This window comes from Neisseria sp. P0008.S010 (assembly GCF_051962715.1).
In the GTDB taxonomy this organism is placed as follows: Bacteria; Pseudomonadota; Gammaproteobacteria; order Burkholderiales; family Neisseriaceae; genus Neisseria; species Neisseria elongata.
Genome location: NZ_JBQCVA010000331.1, coordinates 1 through 261, shown reverse-complemented (window position 1 = coordinate 261; position 261 = coordinate 1). Strand labels below are relative to the sequence as shown.

Below are 261 nucleotides of genomic sequence, written 5' to 3'. Positions count from 1 at the left end.
CTCAAGCGTTGTTCGGAATCACTGGGCGTAAAGGGTGCGTAGGCGGTGCGGCAAGTCAGATGTGAAATCCCGGGGCTCAACCTCGGAACTGCATCCGATACTGCCGGACTTGAGTTCTGGAGAGGTATGTGGAATTCATGGTGGAGCAGTGAAATGCGTGGATATCATGAGGAACGCTAATGGCGTAGGCAGCATACTGGACAGTTACTGACGCTGAGGCACGAAGGCCAGGGGAGCAAACGGGATTAGATACCCGTGTAG

At 54.4% G+C, this 261-nt stretch carries 1 rRNA gene; it reads left to right on the top strand.

The window, feature by feature from the left end:
- A 16S ribosomal RNA gene (locus tag ACTHSL_RS13820) occupies positions 1–261 on the top strand; the annotation flags it as partial.